We start from the raw sequence: 26,107 nt of genomic DNA, 5'->3' as shown, positions 1-26,107 counted from the left end.
GATACCGCGCAGCCATCCATGGGGTGGCTCTACCGTCGGTTTGCCCGGTTGTTTGCTGGTGGTGCCACATGCCGCGCGACGCGCCTCCGCCGACGCACCCATCACCGGGGTAGAGCCACCCCATGGGTGGCTGCCCGCGGTGCCGGATACCGCGCAGCCATCCATGGGGTGGCTCTACCGTCGGTTTGCCCGGTTGTTTGTTGGTAATGCCACATGCCGCGCAGCCACCCATGCGGCGGCGTTACCCGTGAGGTGCCGGGGCCATGGGGTGACCTTTGGCCGGTCCTTGATCGCGGCCGCCGCGCTACGCTGGCCGATTGCCCGTCCTGCGGGCGATGCATCCATCCGTAGCCGGAGAGTCGAATGAAGTTTTCCAAGCTGGTCCCGCTGGGCCTGACCGTCGCCATCGCCGCCTCGCTGGCGTCCTGCGGCAAGACCGATACCGCGCCCGCCGCCACGGCCGAGGCCGCCAAGCCCGCGTTTGACATGTCGCAGATCAAGACGCCGCTGATCTCGCTCAACAGCGCCGACCTGGACCCGTCGATCGCCGCCTGTACCGACCTCAACGGCTTCGTCAACAGCAAGTGGCTCACCGCCAACCCGGTGCCCAACGACCAGACCACCTGGGGCAGCTTCGAGATCCTGCGCGAGCGCTCGCTGGAAGTGCAGCACGCGCTGGTCCAGCAGGCGGCCGCCAGCCAGGCCAAGGCCGGCTCGGTGGAAGCCAAGATCGGTGACATCTGGAAGACCGGCTCGGACGAAGCGAAGATCGAAGCCGCCGGCATCACCCCGCTGCAGCCGCAGCTGGACAAGATCGCCGCCCTGAACGACACCGCCGCCATCACCCAGTACCTGCGCGACAGCCAGGCGCAGGGCCAGGGCGTGCTGTTCTCGCTGTCTGCCAACGCCGACTACAAGGATTCGGCCAACGTCATCGCCTATGTGGGCCAGGGCGGCCTGGGCCTGCCGGAGAAGGGCTATTACGTCGACGAGGCGCAGGCCAGGATCCGCGACGCCTACGTGGCCTACATCGCCCAGGTGCTGACCCTCTCCGGCGTGGACGCCGAGCAGGCCAAGGCCCAGGCCAAGGACGTGATGGCGTTTGAAACCCGCCTGGCCAAGGCGTCGATGTCGCGCATCGACATGCGCGATCCGGCCAAGCGCTACAACCCGGTCAGCGCCGCCGATGCGGACAAGCTCACCCCCAACTTCAGCTGGACCGCGCTGTTTGACACCCTCAAGGTGCCGGCCGCGCAGAAGTTCTCGCTGGCCCAGCCGGCCTTCTTCGGCGAAGTGAACGCCATGCTGGCCGACGTGCCGGCGACGACCTGGCAGGCCTACCTGCGCTTCCACACCCTCGATGACGCCTCGCCGTACCTGAGCAGCGCCTTCGAGAAGGCCAACTTCGATTTCTACAGCACCACCCTGCGCGGCCAGAAGGAAATGCAGCCGCGCTGGAAGCGGGTGCTGGAGTCGGTCAACGGCGCCATCGGCGAAGGCCTGGGCCAGATGTACGTCGAGGCGGTGTTCCCGGCCGAATCGAAGGTGCAGATGCAGCACCTGGTGGAGAACCTCTCGGTGGCGCTGAAGGCGCGCCTGGAGAAGCTGGAGTGGATGAGCGAGGACACCCGCAGGAAGGCGCTGGAGAAGTGGGCCAGCTTCACCCCGAAGATCGGCTACCCGGACAAGTGGCGCGACTGGTCGGGCTTTGAGACCAACGGCGACAGCTACCTGGGCAACATGCAGGCTGCGCGCGCCTTCAACTACCGCTACATGTTGAACAAGATCGGCAAGCCGGTGGACAAGACCGAGTGGGGCATGACCCCGCAGACGGTCAACGCCTATTACAACGCCACCAAGAACGAGATCGTGTTCCCGGCCGCCATCCTGCAGGCGCCGTTCTTCGACGCCAAGGCCGATCCGGCGTTGAACTACGGCGGCATCGGCGCGGTGATCGGCCACGAAATGATGCACGGCTACGATGACTCGGGCAGCCAGTTCGCGGCCAACGGCAACTTCGACAACTGGTGGACCGACGCCGACCGCAAGGCGTTCACCGGCCGCACCGACCAGCTGGTGGCGCAGTTCGACGGCTATGAATCGCTGCCGGGCGTGAACGTCAAGGGCAAGCTGACCCTGGGCGAGAACATCGGTGACCTCGGCGGCCTGACCGTGGCCTACGACGCGTTGCAGATGGCGTTGAAGGAAGACCCCAAGGCCAACGTGGCCGTGGATGGCCACAGCCAGGACCAGCGCTTCTTCATGAACTGGGCCACCGTGTGGCGCCGCAACTTCAACGAGGGCGAGCTGCGCGTGCGCCTGAACACCGATCCGCATGCCCCGGCCAACTTCCGGGCCAACGGTGCGCCGTCGAACATGCCGGCCTATGCCGCGGCATTCGAGTGCAAGGCCGGCGATGCGATGGTGCGCGCCGACGACAAGCGCGTCGTGATCTGGTGATCATCGCCATGGCGTGAGTGGCACGAAAAACCCGGCGAAAGCCGGGTTTTTTGTTTGCCGGGGCGCGCCTCAACCGGCGCACTTGAGATAGGTCAGCCGCGTGTTTTTCCACGCCGCCGCCGCATCGAAGCCGGGCACCAGGCCACCGCCCTTGCCGGTGAAGGCGGCCATGCCGTGACTCAGCATGTAGGTGGGGGCGTAGCTCGGCGGCGGCATCGTCCGGGTCAGCGCGCACAGCTCGGACTGATAGCCCTTCGGGTCGGCCATGCGCTGGGCCAGCGCCGCGTTGAAACGCGTCAGCTGCGCCTCGTCCACGCTGTCGGCCACGCCGGCCTTGAGCGCGTTGTAGGCGTCGTGCGCGGTGGTATCGGCGACGCGCTGCTTGTCAAAGTGCGCGAACACCCCGGCCAGGGTGAACAGATCGGCCGCGTCACGGTCGCGCCCAGCCGCCAGGCAACGGGGCAGCGCGGCCATCTGGTCGGCAGGCGAATCGTCGGGCGTGATCGCCTTGATGGCCAGGCAGGGCAGTTCACGGGTGGGTTTCAGGTTGCCCGCCGTTTCGTGGTGGGTCACCTGGGCCTGGGCCAGCACGGGCAGCGCCAGCAGCAGAAGGCCCAGCGGCGTGGTCAGGCGGGAAAGATTGCGCATGCGGTTCGTCCTTGGGTGGAAGCGGGGCGACAGCGTCGCGCGTCGCCAGGGCATTTTGCAAGCCATTTGCTTTCCCTTTCCCGTAGCGCCGAGCGTTGCCCGGCGGCGCGACCCACCGCCCGCTCAGGCCAGCGCGGGCACGCGCTTCAACAGCGCCTGGAAGGCACCCAGCAGATAAGGATCGACCAACCCGTCGGATGCGTCGTCCAGGATGCGCATCACCTGCCCGTGATCCATCGCGTCGCGGTAAGGCCGGTCGCTGGTCATCGCATCCCACGCGTCGACGAGGGTGAGGATGCGCGCGCCCAGCGGGATGTGCTCGCCGCGCAGGCCATCGGGATAGCCGCTGCCGTCGAAGGCTTCGTGATGGGCGCGGATCAGGCCGGCGACGTCGGCCGCGTCGGGGCGCCCGGTGGCCAGGAAGATGCGTTCGCCGTGTTCGGGATGCTGGCGCATGATCGCCTGCTCGGCGTCATCGTGGCGGCCGGGGTTGAGCAGCACGCCGTCGGGAATGCCGATCTTGCCGACGTCGTGGAAGCAGGCGGCCAGCGCGATCTGGTCGCACTGGGCAGCGCCGAGGCTGCACTGGCGTGCCAGCGAACGGGCCAGCAGGCCGACGCGGTCGCAGTGGTGGCCGGTGTAGGCATCGCGCAGCTGCAGCGACACCGACAGCGCGTCGATGGAGCAGGCCAATGCAGGAGAAGCGGGGGACAGGTAAGGATCGGTCACGGGAGAACAGGGGCCCGGCGCCCGGTCGCCGAAGCGACCGGACACCGTGCAATCAATGCCGCTGCAGCTGGATGCCGTGCTTCTTGGCGTAGGCGTCCTGCGCCGCGTCCAGCGCCTGCATCTCGGTGTCGATCCGGTTGCCGACGGTCTGCAGCTTCTCTGCCAGCGGCATCACCTGTTCCTTGGTCTTGTCGGCCGGCAGCGAGGCCATCTCCACCAGGATGCCGAACATTTCCTCGGCGCTCTGCACGTAGGCGCGCAGCTTCTGGTGCACGTCCTTGGCGTCCTCGTCCGGCGGCATCTGGTCGATACGGGTCAGGTACTGCTGCATCTCGGTGCGGGCGCGCTCCAGGCCGGGCTTGAGCGTGTCCAGGCCCTCGCCGGTGGCCAATGCCTTCTGCAGCTGCTCGCTCTGGTTGCCCAGGGTCCACTGCTGCACGGTGCTGGCCGCGCCGTTCCAGAAGGCGACGTTCTCGGTGAGGTATTCGCTGGCGCTCATGCCACTGCCACCGCCACCGCAGGCGCTCAACAGGCCGAGGCTGGCAGCCAGCAGCAGGGTACGGAATCGTTTCAAAGCAACTCTCCTTGTCGCGGGCAGAGAACAGACAAAACCCTCCGGCCCGCAGAAGCGGAGGGTCGTGGGGTAAGCGAAGGTCAGCGCGGGGCCAGGGTCAGCAGCAATGCCCTGGCCGCGCTGAAGCGGTCTTCGGGCAACGGCAGCGGGTGCTTGATGCGCAGCTTGTCCGGCCCGTCCATGCTGTACAGCTTGGGTTGTTTCTGGATCATCTGGATCACCGCCATCGGGTCGATGGCCGGCTTGGCCTCGAACACGATGCGGCCGCCATTCTCGCCCAGTTCCAGCTTGCGCACACCCAGCGTGTTGGCCTGCAGCTTCAGCTCGGCGATCGCGAACAGATGCTTGGCCGGGTCGGGCAGCAGCCCGAAGCGATCGATCATCTCCACCTGCAGCTCGCGCAGTTCGTCGGTGTCGCGCGCGCTGCTGATGCGCTTGTAGAGGGTCAGGCGGGTGTGCACGTCGGGCAGGTAATCGTCGGGGATCAACGCCGGCACGTGCAGCTCCACTTCGGCGCCGCGCACTTCCTCGCCGCTGTCCAGGTCGGGCAGCTTGCCCAGCCGGATGCTGCGCACCGCGCGTTCGAGCAGCTCGGTGTACAGGCTGAAGCCCACCTCGGCCATCTGCCCGCTCTGGTCTTCGCCGAGCAGTTCGCCGGCGCCGCGGATCTCCAGGTCATGGGTGGCCAGGGTGAAGCCGGCGCCCAGTTCGTCCATCGAGGCGATCGCATCCAGCCGTTTCTCCGCGTCGGGCGTCATCGCGCGCTTGTCCGGCACCACCAGGTAGGCATAGGCGCGGTGGTGCGAACGGCCCACGCGGCCGCGCAGCTGGTGCAGCTGGGCCAGGCCGAAGCGGTCGGCGCGGTTGATGATGATGGTGTTGGCGTTGGGGATGTCGATGCCCGATTCGATGATCGTGGTGGACAGCAGCACGTTGTAGCGCTGCTTCTGGAAGTCCAGCATCACCCGCTCCAGCTCGCGCTCGGGCATCTGCCCGTGGGCGATGCCGATGCGCGCCTCGGGCACCAGCTCGGCCAGGTCGCGCTGCATCCGGCCGATGCTTTCCACGTCGTTGTGCAGGAAATACAGCTGGCCGCCACGCGACAGCTCGCGCTGGAAAGCCTCGCGCAGCAGCGCGTTGTCCCAGGCGGTGATGAAGGTCTGCACCGCCAGCCGGTTCGGCGGCGGGGTGGCGATGATCGACAGGTCGCGCAGGCCGGCCATGGCCATGTTCAACGTGCGCGGGATCGGCGTGGCGGTGAGGGTCAGCAGGTGCACGTTGGCGCGCATCGCCTTCAACGCTTCCTTCTGGCGCACGCCGAAGCGCTGCTCCTCGTCCACCACCACCAGGCCCAGGTCCTTGAACTTCACGTCCGGCTGCAGCAGGCGATGGGTGCCAATGATCACATCGATGGTGCCGGCGGCCACCTTCTCCAGCTCGGCCTTGATTTCCTTGGTGGTCTTGAAGCGCGACAGCACTTCCACGCGCAGCGGCCAGTCGGCGAAGCGGTCGCGGAAATTGCGGTAGTGCTGCTCGGCCAGCAGCGTGGTCGGCACCAGCACCGCCACCTGCTTGCCGGCGCTGGCCGCGGCGAAGGCCGCACGCACGGCCACTTCGGTCTTGCCGAAGCCGACGTCGCCGCAGACCACGCGGTCCATCGGCTGGCTGCTGGCCAGGTCGCGCAGGGTGGCATCGATCGCGGCGAGCTGGTCGGGGGTTTCCTCGAACGGGAAGCCGGCCGCGAACGGCTCGTACATCGCACGGTCCACGTGCAGCGCCAGCCCCGCACGCGCGCGCCGGCGGGCCTGGATTTCCAGCAGTTCGGCGGCCACGTCACGGACCTTCTCGGCCGCCTTGCGCTTGGCCTTGGTCCACTGTTCGCCCCCGAGCGAATGCAGCGGCGCGGTCTCGGCCGATGCGCCGGAGTACCGGCTGATCAGGTGCAGCTGGGCCACCGGCACATACAGCCGGTCGCCCTTGGCGTATTCGATCTCCAGGAACTCGCCGGGCATGCCGCCGGCGTCGAGCACGATCAAGCCGCGGTAGCGGCCCACGCCGTGGTCTTCATGGACGATCGGCGCGCCTTCGGTGAGCTCGCCCAGGTCGCGGATGATGGCTTCCGGCTCGCGGCCGACGCGGCGGCTGCGGCGGGTGGTGCCGGCCCGTTCGGGGAACAGCTGGCGCTCGGTGAGCACCGCGATCTGCGGGTTTTCCAGCGCAAAGCCGTCTTCCAGCGGCGCCACGGTGATCGCAAAGCGGGTGCCCGCATCGGCCAGGAACGCGGGCAGGTCGGCCACCACCGGCGGCTTCAGCTCGGCGGCCTGCAGCACTTCCAGCAGCGCCTCGCGGCGGCCGGGCGAATCGGCGGCGATCAGCACCCGGCCCGGGTAGTGCCCGACGAAGGACTTCAAGGCTTCGCCGGCCGGCGCATCGCGCGCGGCCACCGGCAGCGGCGGCAACGGCTGGTCGCCCAGCGGCTGGGCCTCGTCGATGCGCGCGTGGTCGGCGTTCCAGATGTCCACGCGCGGCAACGTGTTGAGCCGCGCATTGAGCCCTTCCGGGCTCAGGTACAGCTCCTGCGGGGCCAGCAGCGGGCGCTCCACGTCATGGCGGCGCTGCTCGTAGCGGTTGGCGGTCTGTGCCCAGAACGCGGCCGCGGCCTCGCCCACGCCGGCGCCGATGACCGGCAGCACATTGGGCTGCAGGTAATCGAACAGGGTGGCGGTCTGGTCGAAGAACAGCGGCAGGTAGTACTCCACGCCGGCCGGCGCCAACCCGGACTTGAGGTCCTGGTACAGCGCGCTGCGCCGGGTATCCACGTCGAACCGTTCGCGCAGGGTGGCCAGCACCCGCGACACGGCCAGCTCGTCCAGCGGCACCTCGCGGCCGGGCAGCATGCGCACCGCGTCCACCTTGTCCAGCGAGCGCTGGCTCTCGGGGTCGAAGGCGCGGATCGAGTCGATGTCCTCGTCCAGCAGCTCGATCCGCAACGGCGCCTGGGCGCCCATCGGGAACACGTCGAGCAGGCCGCCGCGCACGGCGAAATCGCCCGGGTCCATCACCTGCGGCACGTTGCGGTAGGCGGCCGCTTCCAGACGGCGCTTTTCCGCGTCCAGGTCCAGGCGCTGGCCCACTTTCAGGTCGAAGCTGCCGCCGATGATGTACTTGAGCGGGGCCAGCTGCTGCAGCAGGGTCTGCACCGGCACCACCACGATGCCGCGGCTGAGCGTGGGCAGCTGGTGCAGCGCGGCCAGACGCTGGGAAATGATGTCCGGGTGCGGGCTGAAGGCATCGTAGGGCAGGGTTTCCCAGTCGGGGAACGCCACCACGGGCAGGTCCGAGGCACTGCCCAGCAGGGTGCGCAGGTCCGCCTCGATCTGGTTGGCGCCGTGGTTGTCGCGCGCGACGACCAGCAGCGGCCCGTCATGCACCTCGGCGGCACGCGCGACATACCACGCCAGCGCAGTGGCCGAAGCGGGAGCGCGCCACCAGGCGCGGAGCTGGCCGGAACGCGGCAGCGGCGGAACGGGAGAGGAGGTGCGAGACATGAACCGGCGATTTTAGCAGACGGGGCGGTCACGACCGCGTCGTGCCCGCTGCGTCGCCCGCCACCACGTACCCGCCCATCAATCGACGGTGGTGCCGGCCGCTGGCCGGCAACCCCTCAGCTGTCGAGCTCAAGCACCATGCGCACCAGCCCCGGCGTCCCTTGCGGGTGCGGCACCGGCTGGAAGCCCAGCGAGGCGGCCAGCTGCTTCATCGGCTCGTTTTCTTCAGCCACATCGCCATACAGGCGGTCCAGGTACTTGCCGCGCGCCCACTTGACCAGCTTGCGCATCAACTGCCGGCCCAGGCCCTGGCCCACCAGGAAACGGCTGACCAGGATCGCGTACTCGGCCTCGCGGGTGCCCTGGATGATCGAGGCCCGCGCCACCGCGCCCACCACGGCTTCACCGGCCGGCAGCGACTCGGCCGCGACCAGGGTGATCTCGCTCTTGGGGTTGGGGTGGGTCAGGCGCTGGGTGGTTTCCGGCGACAGCTCGGTGACCGACTGCAGGAAACGATCGCGGATCTCCTCCGGCCCGAACAGGCTGAAGGCGGCGTGCAGCGGTGCCCCGTCTTCGGGGCGGATCGGGCGGATCAGCAGCTCGTGGCCACTGGGTGCCTTGAAAATCTCGTGCCAGGGCGGCATGCGGTTACGGGTAGCCATACCGGTGATTCCTAGGTGGTCTTCGGATTCTCGCATCCCCGGGGGGCGGTTCCGTGAACGGAACGCTCACACCGTTCAGGCACGCGACCGCGCATTCATTCGGCCTGTTTGAGCCACTGCAGGCGGGTACTGGCGCCGGCTTCGCCCAGGAACTGCTTGAGGGCGGGCATGGCCGGGGCCAGCACCTGGTCGAACTGCCACGGCGGGTTGAGCAGCAGCATGCCGCTGCCGTTGAGCCGCAGCGGTGAATCGTCCGGGCGCACCAGCAGCTCGGCGGTCAGCACCGACTTGACCGGCAGGGCGCAGGCCTTGCGCAGGAAGTGCAGGATGGTGCGGCGCTGCTTGATCGGGAACCAGATCGCGAAGGTGGCCTGCGGCCAGCGCCCGAGGATCTCGGTGACCGAGGCCAGGATGGCCTGGTACTCCGCATCCTGGCCCTCGTAGGGGGGATCGATCAGGACCAGCCCGCGGCCGATCTTGGCGCCGTTGGCCTTGGGCGGCAGCAGCGCCTTGTTCTGCGCGTAGCCGTCGGCGTGGTAGACCGCCACCCGGTTGTCATGGGCGAACAGGGCCTTCAACGCGGCCGCCTCGGCGTCCTGCACCTCGCACACGGCCATGCGGTCCTGCTCGCGCAGGGTCTGGGCGGTCAGCAGCGGCGAGCCGGGGTAGCTGATCATCGCCCCGACCGGATTGTCGGCCTGGACCGCCTTCAGATAGCGCTCGACCACCGCCGGCAGCGACGGCTGGGCCATCAGCCGCATCACCCCGTCCTCGGCCTCCAGGGTCTTGCGGCTTTCCTCGCTGGCCAGCAGGTAGCGGCCGGCGCCACCGTGGGTGTCCAGCACGAAGAACGGGCTGTCCTTGCGCTTGAAGGTGTCGAGCAGGGCAAGCTGCACGATGTGCTTGAGCACATCGGCATGGTTGCCGGCATGGAAGGCGTGGCGGTAATTCATCGGCGCAGTGTACGGGGCGGCGGGCCCAGCGGCTATGCTGCGCGCATGAACCGCCCCCTGCACACCGTCCTGGTCGTCGAAGACGAAACCGCCATCGCCGATACCGTCCTGTATGCCCTGCGCAGCGAAGGCTATGGCGCCCAGCATTGCCTGCTCGGCGGTGACGCCCTGGCCACCCTGCGCCAGCAGCCGGTCGACCTGGTGGTGCTGGACGTCGGCCTGCCGGACATGAGCGGCTTCGAGGTCTGTCGCCGCCTGCGCACCTTCAGCGAGGTGCCGGTGATCTTCCTGACCGCACGCAACGACGAGTTCGACCGCGTGCTGGGCCTGGAGCTGGGCGCGGACGACTACATGGCCAAGCCGTTCTCGCCGCGCGAGCTGGTCGCCCGGGTGCGCGCACGCCTGCGCCGCAGCCAGGCCCCGGCCGAGCAGGGTGGGTGGCAGCAGCACGGGCGGTTTGCGATCGACCGCGACGGGCGCCGCATCCGCTTCGCCGAGCAGCCGCTGGAGCTGACCCGCTACGAGTACGCGTTGATGGCCGCCTTGCTGCAGCGCCCCGGCGCGATCCTGAGCCGGGCCCAGCTGATGGACCGTGGCTGGGACACCGATGCCGACAGCGCCGACCGCACCGTGGACACCCACGTCAAGACGCTGCGCGCCAAACTGCGCGCAGCCGGTGCCGATCCCGACCCGATCCGCACCCATCGCGGGCTCGGGTACGCACTGGAGGCCTGACCGATGCGGCTTGGCCTGAAGCTGTTCCTGGGCTTCTTCCTGATCGTGGGCATCGCCGCGTTCTTCGTGATGCGCATCTTCGTCAACGAGGTCAAGCCCGGCGTGCGCCAGGCGATGGAATCCACGCTGGTGGACGCGGCCAACGTGCTGGCCGAGATGGCCGCCGCCGACCTCAAGGCCGGCCGGATCGGCAACGGCACCTTCGTGGCCAACCTGGCGCGGGCGCAGCGCCGCGACCCCAAGGCGATGGTGTGGCGTTTTCCCAAGCGCACGCTGGACTACCGGGTCACCATCACCGATGCCAGGGGCATCGTGGTCTATGACTCCACCGGCCAGGACATCGGCCGCGACAACTCACGCTGGAACGATGTCTACCGCACCCTGCGCGGCGAGTACGGCGCCCGCTCCAGCCCGGAATTCCCCGGCGATGACATCCACTCGGTGATGCACGTGGCCGCCCCGATCCACGACCCGGCCGATGCCAGGCGCCTGATCGGGGTGCTCAGCCTGGCCCAGCCCAACCGCAGCATCGATCCGTTCATCGCCGCCAGCCAGCGGGCCATCATCAAGCGTGGCGCCTGGTTGATCGGGCTGTCGGCGCTGATCGGCCTGTTGATGACGGCCTGGCTGATGCACGGGGTCAACCGCCTCAACCGCTACGCCAAGGCGGTCAGCGCCGGCGAACCGGTGCCGCCGCCGCGACCGCGCCGCGACGAGATCGGCGACCTCGGCCAGGCGTTGGAGACGATGCGGCGCAAGCTGGAAGGCAAGGCGTACGTGGAGCAGTACGTGCAGTCGCTGACCCACGAAATGAAAAGCCCGCTGGCGGCCATCCGCGGCGCGGCCGAGCTGCTGCAGGAACCGCTGCCCGATGCCGACCGCGTGCACTTCGCGCGCAGCATCCAGGGCCAGGAACAGCGGCTCACCGAGACCATCGACAAGCTGCTTGCGCTGGCCGAAGTGGAACAGCACGGCTGGCTGCAGACGCGCGCGCCGATCGACCTGGGCGAGCTGCTGCGCCAGGCCGCCGACGCGGTGGCCGTGCGCGCGCAGGCCGCCGCGGTGCAGGTCGATGTCGCGGTGCCCGACGGGTTGGTCATCCAGGGCGATGCCTACCTGCTGCGCCAGGCCGTGAACAACCTGCTGGAGAATGCGCTGGCCTTCTCCGCCGCCGACACCGCCGTGCAGCTCGGCGCGGCGCGCGACGGCGAAGGTGTGGTGCTGCGCGTGGCCGACCGCGGCAGCGGCGTGCCCGACTACGCGGTGGAGCGGGTATTCGAGCGCTTCTACTCGCTGGCGCGCCCGTCCACCGGTCTGCGCAGCTCGGGGCTGGGCCTGTCGTTCGTGCAGGAAGTGGCGCGCCTGCATGGCGGGCGCGCCCAACTGCGCAACCGCGAGGGCGGCGGTGCCATCGCCTCGCTGTGGCTGCCCTGGCGCGACCCGGCCGCGCCGATCCGGCGCTGATCGGGCGCTGATCGGCGCGGCGCTGCGCGCTGGCGCACGCACTTCACACCCACTTCAACTTCAGCACAAACCCCGCACACCGCCGCCCCCCATGCTGGCCCCCTCCCAACCGAGGACGGGCCATGAAATCCCTGAAGATGCTGTTGCGGTTCGCCATTGTGGGCGGGCTGATCCTGTTGCTGCTGATCCCGTTGATGATGATCAAGGGGGTGATCAGCGAGCGCCAGGCGTACCGCGACGAGGCCTACCTGCGCGTGTCGCAGAGCCGCGCCGGCGCGCAGACCCTGACCGGCCCGGTGCGCGTGGTGCCGTGGACGGAAACGCGCGACGTGGAAGTGGTCGACGCCGCCGGCAACAAGACCAAGGGCGTGCAGACCGAGCAGGGCTACTGGCTGCAGATGCCCGCGCGGCTGCAGGTGGACGGCCGCATGCTGCCCGACGAGCGCCGCATCGGCCTGTTCCGCGTGCCGGTGTACAGCTGGACCGCCCGCATCCGCGCCGACTTCGGCGATGACGACTACCCGGTCAAGGCCGGTCGCGTGTATGGCACGCCCTACCTGGCCGTGGGCATCGCCGACGTGCGCGGTCTGGTCGGCTCGCCCAAGCTGGACGTGGATGGCCAGGCGCTGACCCTGCAGCCGGGCATCGGCGAGGTGACCGGCATGGGCAAGGGCCTGCACGTGCCGCTGCGCGGCTTCGACGACAGCGCCGGCGGCGTGCTCAAGGGCAGCGCGGTGGACCTGTCGCTGGTGCTCGATGGCACCCGCTCGCTGGCGGTGGTGCCGGTGGGCGATGACAGCCGCATCGCGATCCAGTCGCCGTGGCCGCATCCGTCCTTCGGCGGCAGCTTCCTGCCCAACGAACGCAAGGTGGGCGAGCAGGGCTTCGAGGCGCAGTGGGCGGTGTCGTCGCTGGCCTCCCAGGCACAGCGCCAGCTGCGTGAGAGCAAGGACGTCGAGCCGGAAACGGTCAGCGTGGAGCTGGTCAACCCGGTGGACATCTACACCCAGGCCGACCGCGCCAGCAAGTACGGCATCCTCTTCATCCTGCTCACCTTCGTCGGCTTCATCCTGTTCGAGCTGATCAAGCGCCTGCGCATCCATCCGCTGCAGTACCTGATGGTGGGCCTGGCGCTGGCGATCTTCTTCCTGCTGCTGCTCAGCCTGTCCGAGCACATCCCGTTCTGGCTGGCCTACGTGGCCTCGGCGGTGGCGTGCATCGGGGTGCAGGCGGTGTACCTGTCGGGGGTGCTGAAGAGCTGGGCGCGCGGGTTGGGCTTTGCCGGCATGCTCACCGTGCTCTATGGCGCGCTGTACGGCCTGCTGATCTCGGAGAACAACGCGTTGCTGATGGGCTCGTTGCTGCTGTTCGGCGTGCTGGCCACCGCGATGTGGATCACCCGCCGGATCGACTGGTACGAAGTCGGCGCCAACCTCAAGTAAGGAGCGGCACATGGGCTGGCGCCAAGGGTTGCGGCAACGGGCAGGGCAGGGGATTCCGGCGCTGCTGGAAGTGGACGCGCTGCTGCAGGCCAGCAGCGTGCTGGCGGCCCTGCCGGGGGCGCGCATCGCCCCCGGCCTGGTCCGCTTCCGGCTGGCCGAGCGCACCTGCGAAGGCGTGCGGCAGCAGGGGCTGGCGTGGTTGTCCGGGGCGCGGCAGGGACGCGGCGCGCTGGGCGGCCGGGTGCCGCGCTACCGGGCATGGAAGGCCGGCAGCGCGGCCTTGAGCGAGATCGGCATCACCGGCCTGCCGGCGGATTGGCCGGCGCACGCGGCGGTGTTCGGCTGCACCAGCGTGGACCGCCGGCACTGGTTGCTGTTGCTGCCGGCGCAGGCGCAGTTGTGGCTGGGCTGGAACGGGTGAGCGGCGGCCTGCCCGCATGACCGATGGGACGGGGGCAGCGCGCCGCGGCTGGCTAGACTGGCAGGCTTGATCAACCAAGCCGAAGGGCCGGGGTGGAACGTGCTGAAGTGGGGCGTGCTGGCGATAGCGCTGGCGATGGGTGGCAATGCAGCGGCGCAGCAGCGCGAGACGGTGGACCTGGACATGGTCGGTCGCATCCGCCAGGAGGCCTTCCACCGCTCGCAGGTGATGGCCACCTTCAGCCACCTCACCGAACGGATCGGGCCGCGCCTGACCAACTCGCCCGCGATGGCCGAAGCCAACCGCTGGAGCCGCGGCAAGTTCACCGAGTGGGGCCTGGTCAACGTCCACGACGACGCCTTCGATGCCTTCGGGCGCGGCTGGGTGTTCAGCAACGCCAACGTGGAGATGATCGCCCCGCGCGTGGCGCCGCTGTATGCGCTGCCCAAGGCCTGGACGCCGGGCACCCCCGGCACGGTCGAGGGCGAGGTGATGAAGGTCGATATCAAGAAGCTTGCCGACCTGGAACAGTACAAGGGCAAGCTGGCCGGCAGGATCCTGCTGCTCAACGATGCCCGTGACTACGCGCGCGCCACCCAGTCCGATTCGCACCGCCACGACGAGGCCGGTCTGGCCGAACTGCAGGTGTTCGCCGTGCCAGGCGAGGTGGCCGATGCGCAGGCCGAGCGCCGCAGGAAGGCAACCGAGTACCTGGAGAAGCAGGCGCTGACCCGCGCCACCAATGCCTTCTTTGCCGAGCAGGGCGTGCTGGCCACGATCAGCATCAGCGGCTGGGACAACGGCATCATCCGTGTCGGCGGCGGTGGTTCGCGCAAGGCCGGCGAACCGGTCGGCGTGCCCGAACTGGCGATGATGGCCGAGCACTACAACCCGCTGGTACGCGCGGTCGAGCAGAAGCAGGCGGTGAAGCTGCGCGTCAACGTGGACGCACGGTTCACCGATACGCAGGACCAGCCCGGCTACAACACGCTGGCGGAGATCCGCGGCAGCAGCAAGGCCGATGAGATCGTGATGCTGGGCGCGCACCTGGATTCCTGGCATACCGGCACCGGCGCTGCCGACAACGCGGCCGGCGTGGCGGTGATGATGGAGGCCATGCGCATCCTCAAGGCGGTCGGTGCCAAGCCCCGGCGGACCATCCGCGTGGCGCTCTGGAGCGGTGAGGAGCAGGGCCTGGTCGGCTCGCAGGCTTACGTGGGCAGGCACTTCGCGCGCTATCCCGAACCGGCCGACCCGGCGCAGCAGGCGTTGCCGGCCTCGATGCGCGAGCCCACCGGCGCCCTGCAGCGCCGGCGCGATTACGACAAGCTCTCGGTGTACTTCAACATGGACAACGGCTCAGGCCGCTTCCGTGGCATCTACGCGCAGGAAAACCTGGCCGCCGTGCCGATCTTCGAGGCCTGGCTGGCCCCGTTCCATGACGTGGGCGCCCGCACCGTGGCCACCCGCAACACCGGCAGTACCGACCACATCGCGTTCGATCGGGTCGGCCTGCCGGGTTTCCAGTTCATCCAGGACCGGCTGGACTACTTCACCAACGTGCACCACAGCAACCTGGACACCTGGGACCACGCCGAGCCGGAAGACCTCAAGCAGGCCGCGGCCATCGTCGCCGCCTTCGCCTACAACGCGGCGATGCGCGAGGAGAAGATGCCGCGCAAGCCGCTGCTGGCGCCCTGACGGCGGTCAGCGGACCTGCCCGGACACGGCGCGCACGGCAGGATCCACGCCGATCACCGCCCGGTACAGCGCCGCACCCTCGGCGCTGGCGCTGCCAACCTTGCGCAGCGCCGTCGAGGTGTAGATCGGCGGCTGCCCGGTGCCGGGCGTGGCCAGCACCGCCTCCAGCGCGGCCACTTCGCCGGGCAGCACGGTCACGGCGACCAGGCACAGCTGCGGCGAGCAATCCAGGCCCTGCAGCTGCGCGCTGGGGCTGCCCTGCTGCAGGCGCTGCTTCAGCGCGTCCAGGTGTTCCTGGCGGCGGTGCTGGGTGGTGGCGTCGGTGGCGAACCGCGACTGCCAACTGGCCACCTGGGCATCCCATTGCGCCGGATCGTCCAGCAGGGCGCTGATCGAGGCCGTGTTGACGCTTCCCGCCGCCACCAGGGCGCTGTCGGGCAGGGCGGTGCGGGAGGCCGCCCCCGGCACGGGAGCGGCCGGTGTGGATGCCGCGGCCGGGGCGGGTGGGCCGCCGGCATCGTCGGTGCGCCATTCGCCGGGCGGGGCGACCGCGGTATCGGGCACGGCGGTCGCGTCCGCATCGGGTGCCAGGTCGCGGCAGCCAGCCAGCAGCACCAGGGCAGTGAGCGCGGCAAGACGGGTACGGGTGTGCAACAAGGGGAACTCCTTGGGCATTGACGTTGGCTCGTGACAGGTGGCCGTGATCGGCCGTCGGTGGGAGAAGGGGCGGCGGCTCAGGGCGCCGGCGCGGAGGCGCGCGGCAGCGTGGACGCCAGTGCAGACCACAGCCGATGCGCTCGTGTCGCATCCGACGCACCATTTGCCGCCGGTGCGCCGGGTGGCGGCCCGGAACGAGCCCGCGCCAGGCCCGGACGGGTCCGCGGCCTGGCCGGGCGCGCGACCACCGGATCGGCCGGCGCGGCAGCGGTAGGCGGCGCGCTGGCGGCATGACCATGCACTGTCACCGCCAGGCGAGGCGGGAGCGGGCGGGGGGGCGGCAGGGACGGGCACAACGAGCGCGGTGGGCGCATGGTCGAGATCGTGTGAAGAACGGTGCCGCATGAAACCATCTGCGCGCTCGCCCGAACAGTAGGGATTTTCTGATTTGGTGGGGGCGGTCGGTGAGCGGCCCCCGGCCGGCGGGCCGCAGAAGCCGCGTTGCCGCGTGGGTGCGCGGGCCTACTCCGCCTGTACGATCAGCTCGGCGATCGTCGGCGTCGTCGACAGGACGGCGCGCCGGACCGGGTTTCCCCAGCGATCTTGCCCGGGAACGGAGATGCTGGCGGCATGGAAGTAGGTGGCGTCGGCGTCTTCCATCAGTGCGGCTGCCTCCAGCGGCGCGGCTGCGCGATCAGGGATCACTGCCAGGCACAGTGTCGGCGCGCATTGCAGCTGCAGCGCGTCCAGACCGGCCATGGACGCGCCAAGCGCGCGCTCAAGATGGGACACGTACCGTTGGCGTGTTTGAGACAGGCCCAGACGGGTCGCGCTTTCGAAGGCAAGCCGCGAAAGCGCGCGGTCGAACAGCGCTGGATTGGCAAGCAGGTCGTCTACCGCTTGCGCGTCAAGCGCGTTGTCCAGCACCAGCCTCGATTCGAGGGCGGCCGCCGACCCTGCCTGGAGGGAAGCGGGAGCCGTCGCGGTTGCGCCTGCAACGATGCCCGCTGGCGCTGGGGGCGCGGCAGCAAAGGCATGTCGTTCGGCCAGCGGCTTCGTTGCACTGCGAGCGGATGGCTCGGCGTCGTGAAACAGCGCCAGCAATGCTGCACTCATGCCCAGCGTGATCCAGACGTAGTGTCTTTTCACGAGGCCTGCATGATCGGAGGGCGCATCCGGATGCTCCATCGGGTGGACCTCCAGCGTCGAGAATTCGCTGTCCCGGGTCCATCAGACTGCGTTCAAATACGGGCCGCCATCACGGCGGCTCGCCAGGAAGGCCCTTGGGGGGTGAGCGCTGACCGTCATCCGTGCCGGTCGCCGCCAAGGGATGCGGCCGTTCTCGGCAGGTCAGGCCCGGGCCGGGGTAAAATCGTCGGAAATCCAGCTTCCTGTCCCGAGCCCTCCATGACCTGCCGCACCCGCTTCGCCCCCAGTCCCACCGGTTACCTGCACATCGGCGGTGCCCGCACTGCGCTGTATTGCTGGCTGGAAGCCCGTCACCGTGGCGGCGAGTTCGTGCTGCGCATCGAGGACACCGACCGCGAGCGCAGCACCCAGGGCGCGATCGACGCCATCCTGGAGGCGATGGACTGGCTGGGCCTGGGCTATGACGAAGGCCCGATCTACCAGACCCAGCGCGTGGCCCGCTACCAGGAAGTGGCCGAGCAGCTGGTGGCCGACGGCAAGGCCTATTACGCCTACGAGACCAAGGACGAGCTGGACGCCATGCGCGAAGCGGCCATGGCCCGCCAGGAAAAACCGCGCTACAACGGCGCCGCGCGCGAGCTGGGCCTGCCGTACAAGGACGATCCGAACCGGGTGATCCGCTTCAAGAACCCGCTGGAGGGCACGGTGGTGTTCGAGGACCTGATCAAGGGCCGCATCGAGATCGCCAACAGCGAGCTGGACGACATGGTGATCTTCCGCCCGGACGGCTTCCCCACCTACAACTTCGCGGTGGTGGTGGACGACTGGGACATGCGCATCAGCGAAGTGATCCGTGGCGATGACCACATCAACAACACCCCGCGCCAGATCAACCTGTACGAAGGCATCGGCGCGCCCGTGCCGAGGTTCGGCCACATGCCGATGATCCTGGACGAGCACGGCGCCAAGCTGTCCAAGCGCACCGGCGCGGCCGATGTGATGCAGTACAAGGACGCCGGCTACCTGCCCGATGCCCTGCTGAGCTACCTGGCGCGGTTGGGCTGGTCGCATGGCGACCAGGAGCTGTTCAGCCGCCAGGAGCTGATCGACCTGTTCGACGTGACCCACTGCAACTCCAAGGCGGCGCGGCTGGACATGGCCAAGCTGGGCTGGGTCAACCAGCACTTCCTGAAGACCGAAACGCCGGCCAGCATCGCCCCGCACCTGGTCTACCAGCTGGACAAGCTGGGCCTGGACCTGGCCGCCGGCCCGGCCCCGGCCGACGTGGTGGTGGCCCTGCGCGACCGCGTGCAGACGCTGAAGGAAATAGCCGAGAAGGCGGTGGTCTGGTACCAGCCGCTGACCGACTACGACGAGGCGGCCGTGGCCAAGCACTTCAAGCCGGGCGCCGAGCTGGCGCTGGGCAAGGCCCGCGAGCAGCTGGCCGGGCTGGCGGAGTGGACGGCCGAGACCGTTTCGACCGCCCTGCACGACACCGCCACCGCGCTGGAGATCGGCATGGGCAAGGTCGCCCAGCCGCTGCGCGTGGCCATCACCGGCACCCAGGTCAGCCCCGACATTTCGCAGACCGTGTTCCTGGCCGGGCGTGAAGAGGCCTTGAAACGCATCGACGTCGCACTTACTAAAGTACCGACGGCCTGACCCCAGGAGACCGCGCATGCCCGCCAAGACCGCTTGTACCGCCCCGCACCATCATGTTCACGACGCATCGGACTTCGTGAAGGTGGTGGAGCGTGTCTGCGCCGAACGCGGGCTGCGCCTGACCCCGATCCGTGCCAACGTGCTGCGCCTGATCGCCGAGGCCGGCAAGCCGGTCAAGGCCTACGAGCTGTTGGAATGGGTCCGCAATGGCAAGGGCGTGGGCGCCGACGCCCCGCCCACGGTGTACCGCGCGCTGGATTTCCTGATGGCCAACGGGTTTGTGCACAAGCTCGAATCGGTCAATGCCTTCGTGGCCTGCCACCATCCCAGCAGCGCGCAGCACTCGGTGCCTTTCCTGATCTGCAACAGCTGCCACAGCGCGGTGGAGCTGGAAGACCGCGAGATCGTCAGCCAGCTGGAAAAGCGCGCCAAGGAGCTGGGGTTCCAGCCGCAGGCGCAGACCCTGGAAGTGCACGGGCTGTGCGCCCGCTGCGCGGGCTGACCGCCGCCCCGCCGCCGCATCGATTCAACACAGGGCCAAGGCCACCGGTCAGGGGGGATCGGTGGCGGGCGCGTGGGCGGTATCCACCTTCACCACCACCGACATGCCCGGGCGCAGGCGCCTGGCCAGCGGCTGGTCGGGATCGATGCGGATGCGGATCGGCAGGCGCTGCACCACCTTGGTGAAGTTGCCGCTGGCATTGTCCGGGCGCAGCACGCTGAACTCCGAGCCGGTGGCGGGGGCGATCTGTTCGATATGGCCGTGCAGGGTTTCGCCGTCGAAGGCGTCCACCTTGAACGTGGCCGGCTGCCCGATGCGCATCTTCCAGGTCTGGCCTTCCTTGAAGTTGGCCACCACCCACAGCGTGTCCGGCACCAGGAACAGCAGTTGCGAGCCGGCGGTGACGTACTGGCCGAGGCGGACCGAGGCCTCGCTGACCTGGCCATCGCGCGGGGCATGGATGACCGTGTTGGCCAGGTCGATGCGGGCCAGCGCCAGCTGGGCCTGCGCGGTGTCCACCTTGGCCTCCAGGCTGCGTCGCGCCACCTGGGTGGAGGTGAGGGTTTCCTCGGCGATGCGGATCTGCGCCTGTGCCTGCAGCACCGCCGACTGCGCCGCCTGCGCGCCGGTGCGCAGCTTGTCGCGGTCGTTGAGGGCCACCAGCTGCTGGGCGGCCAGTTCCTCGTAGCGCTTGAGCTCCACCCGCGAGCGCGACTGCTCGGACTGGCCGGCGACCAGATTGGCCTGGGCGGCGGCGATCTGGGCGCGGTTCTGCGCCTGGGCCTGGTCGGAGTTGGCCAGCGCGGCCTGCGCGGCCTCGAGGTCGGCCTGCGCCTGGGCGACCTTTTCCTGGTAGATGCGGTCATCGATGCGCACCAGCGGATCGCCCTGCTTGACGTGCTGGAAGTCCTTGACCAGCACCTCGGTGACATAGCCGTTGACCTGCGGCGCCAGCACGGTGATCTGGCCGCGCACATAGGCGTTGTCGGTGCTGACCCGGGTGCTGTCGAACGGCCACAGCGACCAGGCGCGCAGGATCAGCGCGATGCCCAGCAGCGCCACCGCGATCATGAGCACCACGCTGCGCGTGCTCGGGGTGAGGTACTTGGGCACGCTGGAGGGCGTGACCGCGGTGGCGGCGGCACTGGCCGGGGCGGCATCGGTGGGCGGGGCCGGGTTGACGTTTTCCGGCGGGCTGTCGTCGCGGGGCGGAGGGGTGGGCATGGGCGGACTCATCGGGGCAGCGCGGAAGACGGCGCCGGATCGGAAGGGGAGGCAGGCGGGCGCTTGCGCCACTGCTTGAGCACGGCGGTACGCACCGACAGCAGCAGCAACCAGCCCAGGAAGGCCAGGGCCACGGTGCCGCTCAGGCGGAACACATCATTGAAGGCGCGCACGTTGGCTTCGCGGCGCGTGGTCTGCGCCAGTTGCGCGGTGCCCTGCGCACTGCGCTGGACCGGGTCGGTGATCAGGCCGGCGTAAAGCTGCTGCTGTTGCTTCAGGCGCTGGGCGACCACGCCATCGGCCGGGTCGAGCTGGCTCACCAGCGCGGTGGAGTACAGCTGCTCGCGATGCAGCTGGTAGGTGCCCAGCACCGCCGAGCCGGCCAGGCCGCCTAGGGTCTGGGTGATCGACAGGGTAACCAGGAAGGTGATCATGTGGTCCACGCCCTGCTTCAGGGCCTGGGTGATGCCCAGCATGATCAACGGGCCCATGAACATGCCCGCGCCCACCGACGCCAGGAACTGGCTGGCGTAGAAATCGTGCGGACGATCCAGGCTGGTGCGGTGCTGGTCCAGCAGCGCGGCACTGCCCAGCAGCAGGATGGCCATCAGCAGTTGCGGGATGATCCGCTTGGGGCCGAAGGTCAGGGCGCTGGCGGCGATGCCGCTGACCACGCCGGCCAGGATCACCGCGAACAAGGGCCGCATCTGGTCCGGGCCCATGCCCAGCTGGCGCATCAGGCCGACCACACCGTAGGACTGCTCGGTGGTGAGGAAGCGGATCAGGAAGGCACCCACGATGAAGTGCAGCACCGGCAGGCTGGCCAGCCAGCGCGTCTGCAGCAGCGGGTTGCGCCGGTAGTGCTCGATCACGAAGGCGGTGGTGGACAGCGCGATGGAGGCGACCAGCGCCCAGCCCAGCCACGGGGTGTCCAGCCACCAGCGCACGTAGCCCTGCGCCAGCACGATCACCAGCAGCGCCACCGCCGGGGCGAGCAGGGCGAAGGTGAGGAAGTCCAACGGTTCGAAGGCCTTGATCTGCACGCCCGGCGGCAGCTTCAGCAACACCACCGCCGCGAACGCGCACAGCGCCAGCCCGGCTTCGAAAAGGTACAGGGTGTGCCATTGGCCGGTATCCACCAGCGCCGGCGAGACCAGCCAGGCCAGCGGCACGGCCAGCTGGGAGATGCCCACGCCCACCACCAGCAGGTTGCCGGTGTACCGGCGCGGCAGCGACTGCAGCATGTACAGGGTGCCCAGCGTGCTGCAGGCCGCGCCGGCAAAACCGCTGGCGGCGCGGGTAAGCAGCGTGGTCTCGTAGCTGCCGACGAACAGGTGCAGCACCGCCAGCGCCGCGTACAGGCCCAGCCCGATCTCGGCGAACAGGCGGATGCCGCACTGCTGGCGGAACTTGAAGGCCAGCAGGTTGGCGGTGACGTTGACCATGGCGTAGGCAGCGACCAGCCAGCTGCCCTGGGCCGGGGTGAGGCCGAGCTGGCCCTGCATGAAAGGCAGGTTGGCGGTGACCAGCGCGTTGCCCAGGCCGCCGGTGATGCCCACCAGCAGCGCGACCAGCGCATAGGCCACGCGCCGGTGTGGCGGATGCCAGGGCATCGAGGCCGAACCCGGCAGGGTCGGCTTCTCGTGTTCTTCCCAGTCCGGGATCGGTTTGAGGTACTGCGACATCAGCCCTCCGGGTGGATGGGGCCCTGCAATCCGCCACGCAGCAACTGCAGGGCGCGGGCGACCAGCCGGGCCCGTTCTTCGCGGGACTTGCCACGTAGCGCGGCTCCCAGCATGCCCGAGATCAGTGAAACATCCGTTGCCTGCAGATCGGGGCGGCACAGGCCGGCGGCGATCGCGCGCTGGATCGGGGCTTCCAGCAGGGTCCAGATGGTCTGCCGCGCGGCCTTGATGGCCGGGTCGTCCGGGTCCACCGCGCGCCAGTAATCGGACAGCGCGGGCGACTGCACGATGCGCGCGGCCATGCCCTCCAGTACCTCGAACAAGGCGTCGTCGCGCTCGCCCAGGCTGCTGACCTGGCGCTGGATGCGGGCCACGGTCCGTTGCAGCAGCGCCTCCACCAGCGCGGTGCGGTCGGGGAAGTTGCGGTACAGCGTGGCGCGGCCCACCTGCGCGCGCTCGACCACCAGGTCGAGCGGGGCGGTGACGCCGTGCTGGCCGAACACCGCATCGGCGGCATCGAGGATGAGAGCGCGGCGGGCGGCCGCATCGGCACGTTGGGAAGTCATGGGACATGATCGGACAATCCTGTCCGCAGCGATAGCCCTCGGCCGTGGCGCCCGCCGGGTGCGGTAGGCGGGCGCTGGGCAAGATCAAGGCACGGTGAAATCCGCCGCGCGCAGGCGCCCTGTCAGGGCCAGGCGCGGCCCGTGGTCGCAACGAGAGAACCCCGCAGATGGTCGAAGAGACAAAAAAAAGGTTGTTCGCCCATCTGCGGGGTAAAGGCTTTGCTGAAGCACGCGCGTGCATGCCTTGTCGCTCGGGGCGGGTACGGGCCGCGGAGCGGGACTTGCAGCGTGTCCCGCGAACCCGCACACCCCCCACCCCGCGCGACGGAGCCGGCACTCGCATGGCTTCATACGCCGCGACGACGGAACCCCTCAGATGGGCGAAGAACCAAAAAAAAGGGCCAGGTCAACGACCCGGCCCTCCGTGCTTCCCTCGCGGCAACCGCGTCTTACCAGCGCAGGCCGGAGAAGGGGTTGAAGCTCGTGTCGCCCTGGGTTTTCTCGCGGTAGTAGCTGTAGTTGGCGGTGATCGCCAGCAACACCTGCCAGGCCGCCCACAGGCCGCGGCCCACCGCGTTGGGCAGGAACTGGATCACGATGCCCAGTGCGATGCTGATGGCCAGCACCACCAGCGCCTTGCGCCACATGCCCAGGATGAAGAAGTAGATCCAGCTGAAGAACAGCGCGAAGAAGTTGAAGTTGATCTTCAGCTTCTGGCCGAACGGCAGCTCCTTGTAGGCCGCCTTGAACTCGGGCGTGTTCGGCGCGCCATAGGTGTTGAAGAAATTGAAGCGGAACTGCCACTTGGGGCTGAGCGGGGCGGTGTTGGTCGAATCCATGTCCGTTTTCTAGGTGTGTAAACGATTACATGATAGCGGCTGGCGCTGGTTTGCCGCCAGTTTTCCGTCGCTTCGCCGTCGGTTCCTGGCGTAGCGAAAGACGCGTCACACAATCGCCTTCGATTTGATATAGGGTGCGCATTCCGCGCGGCAGGGAGCCCCGCGGCGAATTGGAATGCCAAGAGAAACCAGACCATGTCCAGTGTTGTGACCCCTCCGGAGCGACCGCAGGCAGGCCCGCGGATCGCACCGTGTCCGCAGGCCACCCAGGCCCAGCATCTGCTGGCGCATCTGCAGTTCCTGCAGGTTGGCTCGCGTGCGTTGACCCGGCCCGCGCTGGACGCGGATATCGCCGTGGTCGCCACCCCGGCCTGAGCCACCCACGCGCGGGTCTCCCCGCGCGCGGTGGCACCGCGCCTCAGAAGCGCGCGGTCATGCCCAGGAAGTAGCTGCGGCCGGCCACGAAGTAGTCGGTGGCCCCTTCGGCGTACAGCTTCTTGTCGGCCAGGTTGCTGACGCCTGCCCGCACCGTCAGCGCGTCATTGACGTGCCATGCGCCGGTCAGGTCGTACAGCGTGTAGGCGCGGATGAAGCTGCTGGCCACGCCGGCCTGCTTGCCGGTGTACTGCGCCGACAGCGTGGCCGAGAACGCATCCACCGGCGTCCAGTCCACCGAGGAGTAGCCGGAGAACTCCGGCGTGTCGATCAGGTTCTCGCCGGTGGTGAGGTTCTTGGCTTCCTTGATCCACGTTGCCGCCGTGCGCCAGCGCCAGTGCTCGCCCAGGTTGAGGTTGAAGTTGCCTTCCATGCCGCTGGTGCGGGCGCGCTCCACGTTCTGCATGCGCGTCCACCAGTAGCCGTTGAAGAAGCCCAGCGGTTCGTACTCGATCTTGTTCTTGAAGTCGGTGTGGAAGTAGGTCAGCCCGGTGTCCACGGTGCCGTTGTCGAAGTTGAGGCCGAGCTCGCGGTTGGTGCTGGTTTCCGGGTCCAGGTTCGGGTTGCCGGCCATGTAGCAGCCGCCGGTCACATAGCCCAGCGGGCGCAGCGAACCGCAACCGCGGCCGCCGGACTGGGTGGCCGCCGACGCCGCGTTCTCGGTCAGGCTGGGCGCGCGGAAGCCCTTGGAGATGCCCCCGCGCAGGGTCCAGCTTTCTGCCGGGTGGTAGACCAGGTACGCGCGCGGGCTGACATGGCTGCCGAACTGCTCATGGTGGTCCAGGCGGGCGCCCAGGGTCAGTGCCAGCTTTTCGTGCAGCTTCAGTTCGTCCTCCACGAAGATCGCCCAGGTGTCCACCTCCAGCGACGAGCCGACCACCGGGTTGCCGGCATAGTCCACCGGGGCCTGGCCGATGGTGTCGGTGTTGGTCAGCTCCTGGCGCTTCCATTGCCCGCCCACGCTCAGCTGGTGGTCCACCCACAGGGTGAACGGCGTGCTCAGGCTGCCTTCCACGATCATGTCCCTGGCCTGCGAACGACCGGTCGGGCCGATGTCGTTCTTGAACTCGGTCCAGTAGCCGGTGACCTTGGACGTGCCGAAGGACCAGTTGCCGTTGTGGCTCAACGACAGGCTGGTGCGCTTGAGTTCGCTGGCACCCCAGGCGTAGTCGCCCTCATCTTCCAGCGCGGTGCTGGCGAAGGCCTGCTGCACGCCGTATCCGGCTTCCAGCTGCAGGCTCTGCGCCTCGCTGAGCGTCCAGTCCAGCAGGGCGTCCACGTTGCGGTCCTTCTCGCCGGCATACGCATTGCCGTACACGCCGCCGTTGCTGCGGTCCGATTCGCGGTTGGTGTAGTTGGCGCCCACGCGCAGGCCCACGTTCTCGCTCAGCGGGCCGGAGAACTGGGTGCCGATCTGCTGGGTATCGCCGCGCTTGCCGTCCTGCGGGGAGGTATAGCTGTGCGTGGCGCTGCCGCCCCAGGTGTCGCCGATGCGGCGGGTGATGATGTTGATCACCCCGCCCATCGCATCGGAGCCGTACAGCGAGGACATCGGCCCGCGCACCACTTCGATGCGCTCGATCTGGTCCGGCGCGATCCAGTTGAGGTCCTGCCGGCCCAGGTCGGGGCGGTAGTTGGTGGAGGCCGAGCGGCCCACGCGCTTGCCGTCCACCAGGATCAGCGTGTAGTTGGAGGGCATGCCGCGCAGCTTGATCTTGGATTGCTCGCCGGCCGCGCTGAGGCCGCCGGTGACGCCGGGGATGCGGCTGAGCAGGGTGCCCAGGTCATGCACGGGCTGGCGCTCGATGTCCTCGCGCGTGATCACGCTGATGCTGGCCGGGGCGTCCTTGATCCATTGCTGGTTGCCCGAGGCGGTGACCACCACGGTGTCCATGTCCTTGGCGGCCGGGTCGGCGGCGGTCTCGGCCAGGGCGAGGGACGGGGCGGCCAGCAGCAGGCAGACGGCCAGGGCCAGCGGCGCGCGGCGCGGCCGCACGGGGGAGGGGGAGGTAAACAAAGCAGACATGAGGGTCTTCCATGGAGGGGTGGGA

22 protein-coding genes are annotated in these 26,107 nt (G+C 68.9%); 9 read left to right on the top strand and 13 right to left on the bottom strand.

Annotated elements, in window-relative coordinates; all coding sequences use genetic code 11:
* Positions 1-363: 363 nt before the first annotated feature.
* Positions 364-2,460: a M13-type metalloendopeptidase gene (locus RSA25_RS08105; RefSeq protein WP_332808380.1), complete on the top strand. Its 2,097-nt coding sequence runs from the start codon at positions 364-366 to the stop codon at positions 2,458-2,460.
* A 69-nt stretch (positions 2,461-2,529) separates the two neighbouring features.
* Here RSA25_RS08105 and RSA25_RS08100 read toward each other — a convergent pair whose 3' ends face one another.
* The 6 genes from RSA25_RS08100 to rlmJ form a co-directional block, all read right to left on the bottom strand.
* A complete protein-coding gene (locus RSA25_RS08100) occupies positions 2,530-3,108 on the bottom strand; it encodes a hypothetical protein (protein ID WP_332808379.1) in 579 nt (192 codons plus the stop codon).
* A gap of 123 nt (positions 3,109-3,231) precedes the next feature.
* Positions 3,232-3,837 (bottom strand): HD domain-containing phosphohydrolase, encoded by a 606-nt coding sequence (locus RSA25_RS08095; RefSeq protein WP_332808378.1) that lies wholly within the window; start codon positions 3,835-3,837, stop codon positions 3,232-3,234.
* A 52-nt stretch (positions 3,838-3,889) separates the two neighbouring features.
* Positions 3,890-4,411: a hypothetical protein gene (locus tag RSA25_RS08090; protein WP_332808377.1), complete on the bottom strand. Its 522-nt coding sequence runs from the start codon at positions 4,409-4,411 to the stop codon at positions 3,890-3,892.
* An 80-nt stretch (positions 4,412-4,491) separates the two neighbouring features.
* Positions 4,492-7,959 (bottom strand): transcription-repair coupling factor, encoded by a 3,468-nt coding sequence (mfd, locus tag RSA25_RS08085; RefSeq protein ID WP_332808376.1) that lies wholly within the window; start codon positions 7,957-7,959, stop codon positions 4,492-4,494.
* Between the two features lie 116 nt (positions 7,960-8,075).
* Entirely contained in the window at positions 8,076-8,621 is a 546-nt protein-coding gene (locus tag RSA25_RS08080) for a GNAT family N-acetyltransferase (protein ID WP_332808375.1), read from the bottom strand.
* Between the two features lie 95 nt (positions 8,622-8,716).
* Positions 8,717-9,574 (bottom strand): 23S rRNA (adenine(2030)-N(6))-methyltransferase RlmJ, encoded by an 858-nt coding sequence (gene rlmJ / locus RSA25_RS08075; protein ID WP_332808374.1) that lies wholly within the window; start codon positions 9,572-9,574, stop codon positions 8,717-8,719.
* Positions 9,575-9,619: 45 nt separating this feature from the next.
* Between rlmJ and creB the strand changes: the two genes are divergently transcribed.
* From creB to RSA25_RS08050, 5 genes are all read left to right on the top strand, one after another.
* Positions 9,620-10,309, top strand: a complete 690-nt coding sequence (creB, locus tag RSA25_RS08070) for a two-component system response regulator CreB (protein ID WP_332808373.1) — start codon at positions 9,620-9,622, stop codon at positions 10,307-10,309.
* A 3-nt stretch (positions 10,310-10,312) separates the two neighbouring features.
* Positions 10,313-11,773: a two-component system sensor histidine kinase CreC gene (gene creC, locus RSA25_RS08065; RefSeq protein ID WP_332808372.1), complete on the top strand. Its 1,461-nt coding sequence runs from the start codon at positions 10,313-10,315 to the stop codon at positions 11,771-11,773.
* A gap of 122 nt (positions 11,774-11,895) precedes the next feature.
* The gene (gene creD / locus RSA25_RS08060) at positions 11,896-13,215 is read left to right on the top strand and encodes a cell envelope integrity protein CreD (RefSeq protein ID WP_332808371.1); all 1,320 of its coding nucleotides are present in this window, start codon (positions 11,896-11,898) and stop codon (positions 13,213-13,215) included.
* A 10-nt stretch (positions 13,216-13,225) separates the two neighbouring features.
* A complete protein-coding gene (locus tag RSA25_RS08055; protein ID WP_332808370.1) occupies positions 13,226-13,636 on the top strand; it encodes a hypothetical protein in 411 nt (136 codons plus the stop codon).
* Between the two features lie 99 nt (positions 13,637-13,735).
* Entirely contained in the window at positions 13,736-15,337 is a 1,602-nt protein-coding gene (locus tag RSA25_RS08050; protein WP_332808382.1) for a M20/M25/M40 family metallo-hydrolase, read from the top strand.
* Between the two features lie 6 nt (positions 15,338-15,343).
* Here the strand turns inward: RSA25_RS08050 and RSA25_RS08045 are convergent, their stop codons facing one another.
* Both RSA25_RS08045 and RSA25_RS08040 read right to left on the bottom strand, forming a co-directional pair.
* On the bottom strand, positions 15,344-15,994 hold the full coding sequence (locus RSA25_RS08045) for a hypothetical protein (RefSeq protein ID WP_332808369.1): 651 nt from the start codon (positions 15,992-15,994) through the stop codon (positions 15,344-15,346).
* 522 nt (positions 15,995-16,516) lie between these two features.
* Positions 16,517-17,182 (bottom strand): hypothetical protein, encoded by a 666-nt coding sequence (locus RSA25_RS08040; RefSeq protein ID WP_332808368.1) that lies wholly within the window; start codon positions 17,180-17,182, stop codon positions 16,517-16,519.
* A gap of 219 nt (positions 17,183-17,401) precedes the next feature.
* Between RSA25_RS08040 and gltX the strand changes: the two genes are divergently transcribed.
* Both gltX and RSA25_RS08030 read left to right on the top strand, forming a co-directional pair.
* Positions 17,402-18,805, top strand: a complete 1,404-nt coding sequence (gltX, locus tag RSA25_RS08035; RefSeq protein WP_332808367.1) for a glutamate--tRNA ligase — start codon at positions 17,402-17,404, stop codon at positions 18,803-18,805.
* Positions 18,806-18,821: 16 nt separating this feature from the next.
* The gene (locus RSA25_RS08030) at positions 18,822-19,307 is read left to right on the top strand and encodes a Fur family transcriptional regulator (protein ID WP_332808366.1); all 486 of its coding nucleotides are present in this window, start codon (positions 18,822-18,824) and stop codon (positions 19,305-19,307) included.
* Between the two features lie 48 nt (positions 19,308-19,355).
* On the opposite strand, the gene RSA25_RS08025 is transcribed toward RSA25_RS08030, so the two are convergent.
* The 4 genes from RSA25_RS08025 to RSA25_RS08010 all read right to left on the bottom strand — a co-directional run bounded on the left by RSA25_RS08025 (position 19,356) and on the right by RSA25_RS08010 (position 23,621).
* On the bottom strand, positions 19,356-20,531 hold the full coding sequence (locus RSA25_RS08025) for an HlyD family secretion protein (RefSeq protein ID WP_332808365.1): 1,176 nt from the start codon (positions 20,529-20,531) through the stop codon (positions 19,356-19,358).
* 8 nt (positions 20,532-20,539) lie between these two features.
* The gene (locus tag RSA25_RS08020) at positions 20,540-22,219 is read right to left on the bottom strand and encodes an MFS transporter (RefSeq protein ID WP_332808381.1); all 1,680 of its coding nucleotides are present in this window, start codon (positions 22,217-22,219) and stop codon (positions 20,540-20,542) included.
* Positions 22,216-22,782: a TetR/AcrR family transcriptional regulator gene (locus RSA25_RS08015; protein WP_332808364.1), complete on the bottom strand. Its 567-nt coding sequence runs from the start codon at positions 22,780-22,782 to the stop codon at positions 22,216-22,218. The genes RSA25_RS08020 and RSA25_RS08015 overlap by 4 nt, the downstream gene beginning before the upstream one ends.
* A gap of 449 nt (positions 22,783-23,231) precedes the next feature.
* Positions 23,232-23,621, bottom strand: coding sequence for a DUF2628 domain-containing protein (locus tag RSA25_RS08010; RefSeq protein ID WP_332808363.1), 390 nt, complete (start codon positions 23,619-23,621; stop codon positions 23,232-23,234).
* Between the two features lie 195 nt (positions 23,622-23,816).
* On the opposite strand from RSA25_RS08010, the gene RSA25_RS08005 reads away from it, so the two are divergent.
* A complete protein-coding gene (locus RSA25_RS08005) occupies positions 23,817-23,996 on the top strand; it encodes a hypothetical protein (protein WP_332808362.1) in 180 nt (59 codons plus the stop codon).
* A 43-nt stretch (positions 23,997-24,039) separates the two neighbouring features.
* Here the strand turns inward: RSA25_RS08005 and RSA25_RS08000 are convergent, their stop codons facing one another.
* Entirely contained in the window at positions 24,040-26,082 is a 2,043-nt protein-coding gene (locus RSA25_RS08000) for a TonB-dependent receptor (RefSeq protein ID WP_332808361.1), read from the bottom strand.
* Between the last annotated feature and the right edge of the window lie 25 nt (positions 26,083-26,107).

Origin of the sequence: Stenotrophomonas sp. (assembly GCF_036662295.1) — a bacterium.
In the GTDB taxonomy this organism is placed as follows: Bacteria; Pseudomonadota; Gammaproteobacteria; order Xanthomonadales; family Xanthomonadaceae; genus Stenotrophomonas.
Note: the sequence above shows the minus strand (reverse complement) of the source record. Positions and strands in the feature narration are given on the sequence as shown.